Consider the following 3,050-nt stretch of genomic DNA (forward strand, 5'->3'; position numbering starts at 1 on the left):
GGTCCAGGGGGCGGAGCCCCCTGGTTTCGGGAAAGGGGCGGGTCTGGGGCGCCCCCGCGAGGCCCACCCGAGAGGCGCTGTCGGATCCACCCCCCGCTACGGCCACAATGGGGGGATGAGCGAAAGCCCCGCACCCCTCGCCGACCCGCACCTCGTCTTCGACCCCGTCGCCACCGACGCCCCGCGGGACATCGTCGTCCTCGGCTCGACGGGCTCCATCGGCACGCAGGCCATCGACCTCGTCCTGCGCAACCCCGGCCGCTTCCGCGTCACGGCCCTGTCCGCCGCGGGCGGCCGCGTGGCGCTGCTCGCGGAGCAGGCCCGGCGCCTGCGGGTGCGGACCGTGGCGGTGGCCCGCGAGGACGTCGTACCGGCGCTGCGCGAGGCGCTGCGGGAGGAGTACGGCGCGGGGGAGCCGCTGCCGGAGATCCTCGCGGGCCCGGACGCGGCCACCGAGCTCGCCGCGTCCCCCTGCCACACGGTGCTCAACGGCATCACCGGCTCCATCGGCCTCGCCCCCACGCTCGCCGCCCTGGAGGCGGGCCGCACGCTCGCGCTCGCCAACAAGGAGTCCCTGATCGTCGGCGGCCCGCTGGTGAAGGCCCTGGCCAAGCCGGGCCAGATCATCCCGGTGGACTCCGAGCACGCCGCCCTGTTCCAGGCGCTGGCCGCGGGCACCCGTACCGACGTACGGAAGCTGGTCGTGACCGCGTCCGGCGGGCCCTTCAGAGGCCGGACGAAGGCCGAGCTCGCCGACGTCACGCCGAAGGACGCGCTGGCGCACCCGACGTGGGCCATGGGCCCGGTGATCACGGTGAACTCCGCGACGCTGGTGAACAAGGGCCTGGAGGTCATCGAGGCCCATCTGCTCTACGACATCCCCTTCGACCGCATCGAGGTCGTCGTGCACCCGCAGTCGTACGTGCACTCCATGGTCGAGTTCGCCGACGGCTCCACGCTCGCGCAGGCCACGCCGCCGGACATGCGCGGGCCCATCGCCATCGGCATCGGCTGGCCCGAGCGGGTGCCCGACGCGGCGCCCGCGTTCGACTGGACGAAGGCCTCGACCTGGGAGTTCTTCCCGCTCGACACCGAGGCGTTCCCGTCGGTGGGGCTCGCCCGGCACGTGGGGGAGCTCGCGGGCACGGCCCCCGCGGTGTTCAATGCCGCCAACGAGGAGTGCGTGGACGCCTTCCTGGCGGGCACGCTGCCCTTCAACGGGATCATGGAGACCGTGACCCAGGTCGTCGCCGAGCACGGCACACCGCGCACGGGAACCTCGCTGACCGTGGCGGACGTCCTCGAAGCGGAGACCTGGGCGCGCGCCCGGGCCCGTGAACTGACCGCTACGACGGACCGGACGACCGCGGAGGCTCGTGCATGACGACCCTGATGATGATCCTCGGCATAGTCGTCTTCGTGATCGGGCTGCTCTTCTCGATCGCCTGGCACGAGCTGGGCCATCTGTCGACGGCGAAGATGTTCGGCATCCGGGTGCCCCAGTACATGGTCGGCTTCGGCCCGACGATCTTCTCCCGCAAGAAGGGCGACACCGAGTACGGCGTCAAGGCGATCCCGCTCGGCGGCTACATCCGCATGATCGGCATGTTCCCGCCGGGGCCCGACGGGAAGCTGGAGGCGCGGTCCACCTCGCCGTGGCGGGGCATGATCGAGGACGCGCGCTCGGCGGCGTTCGAGGAGCTCAAGCCCGGCGACGAGTCCCGGCTCTTCTACACGCGCAAGCCGTGGAAGCGCGTGATCGTGATGTTCGCCGGGCCCTTCATGAACCTGATCCTGGCCGTCGTGATCTTCCTCGGCGTGATGATGACCTTCGGCATCAGCACCCAGACCACCTCGGTCGGCAAGGTGTCCGACTGCGTCATCGAGGCCAGCGAGAACCGCGCGACCTGCGCGAAGGGCGACAAGCCCGCGCCCGCCAAGGCCGCGGGGCTCAAGGCGGGCGACAAGATCGTCGCCTTCCGGGGCAAGCCCGTGGACGACTGGTCCACGCTCCAGTCGCGGATCCGCGACACCATCGGCCCGGCCACGATCACCGTCGAGCGCGACGGCAAGCGCGTCGATCTGCACGCCAACCTGATCAAGAACCAGGTCAGCAAGACGGACGGCGACGGCGGCTACGTCGAGGGCAAGTACGTGTACGCCGGGTTCCTCGGCTTCACGCCCGCGTCCGGCATCGTCCAGCAGTCCTTCGGCGAGTCCGTGGACCGCATGGGCGACATGATGGAGAACGGCGTCGAGTCGATCGTGGCCCTGCCGTCCAAGATCCCGGACCTGTGGAACGCGGCGTTCGGCGACGGGGACCGCAAGCAGGACTCCCCGATGGGCGTGGTGGGCGCGGCCCGCGTCGGCGGCGAGGTGTTCACCCTGGACATCCCGCCGGAGAACCAGATCGCGATGATGCTGTTCCTGGTCGCCGGGTTCAACCTGTCGCTGTTCCTGTTCAACATGCTGCCGCTGCTGCCGCTGGACGGCGGGCACATCGCGGGCGCCCTGTGGGAGTCGCTGCGGCGGAACGCGGCGAAGGTGCTGCGGCGTCCCGACCCGGGCCCGTTCGACGTGGCGAAGCTGATGCCCGTGGCGTACGTGGTGGCGGGGATTTTCATCTGCTTCACGATTCTGGTGCTCATCGCGGACGTGGTTAACCCCGTGAGAATCTCCTAGTCACACGGAGTTTGCGGCGGTCAGGCACTGTATGTGCCTGACCGCCCTCATTTGTGCGGTCACGCCCACCAATGGGTGGACATCGGGGCGTGATGTGCCCAGTGCCTGTGGGGTGCCGTAACCTCGAACCCGCGAAAACAGCGATGCCGCGAAGCCCGGAGCCCGCCGCACTCGGGTCCTTGATCCACACTTTGGGGATGCACGCCAGATGACTGCCGTTTCTCTCGGAATCCCGTCCGTACCGACCAAGCTCGCCGACCGCAGGGTCAGCCGCAAGATCCAGGTCGGTTCGGTGGCCGTCGGCGGGGACGCACCGGTGTCGGTGCAGTCGATGACGACGACGCGTACGTCCGACATCGGGGCGACGC

The 3,050-nt window shown here is 70.1% G+C and carries 3 protein-coding genes; all 3 read left to right on the forward strand.

Features of this window, described 5'->3' with window-relative positions:
* Positions 1 to 115 precede the first annotated feature (115 nt).
* Positions 116 to 1,384 carry a 1-deoxy-D-xylulose-5-phosphate reductoisomerase gene (gene dxr / locus ACFWZ5_RS45910; RefSeq protein WP_384806596.1) on the forward strand — a complete coding sequence of 423 codons (1,269 nt, stop codon included), beginning with the start codon at positions 116 to 118 and terminating at the stop codon, positions 1,382 to 1,384.
* Positions 1,381 to 2,682 (forward strand): M50 family metallopeptidase, encoded by a 1,302-nt coding sequence (locus ACFWZ5_RS45915; RefSeq protein ID WP_384806594.1) that lies wholly within the window; start codon positions 1,381 to 1,383, stop codon positions 2,680 to 2,682. The genes dxr and ACFWZ5_RS45915 overlap by 4 nt, the downstream gene beginning before the upstream one ends.
* 208 nt (positions 2,683 to 2,890) lie before the next feature.
* The coding region (locus ACFWZ5_RS45920; protein ID WP_384893196.1) for a flavodoxin-dependent (E)-4-hydroxy-3-methylbut-2-enyl-diphosphate synthase at positions 2,891 to 3,050 on the forward strand (160 nt) is incomplete at its 3' end.

It is taken from the genome of Streptomyces sp. NPDC059003, assembly GCF_042740445.1.
Taxonomy (GTDB): domain Bacteria; phylum Actinomycetota; class Actinomycetes; order Streptomycetales; family Streptomycetaceae; genus Streptomyces.

Excerpts from the sequence above, each read along its gene's own strand:
- ACFWZ5_RS45915 (WP_384806594.1), top strand. The coding sequence starts at position 1,381 with ATGACGACCCTGATGATGATCCTCGGCATAGTCGTCTTCGTGATCGGG.
- dxr (WP_384806596.1), top strand. The coding sequence starts at position 116 with ATGAGCGAAAGCCCCGCACCCCTCGCCGACCCGCACCTCGTCTTCGAC.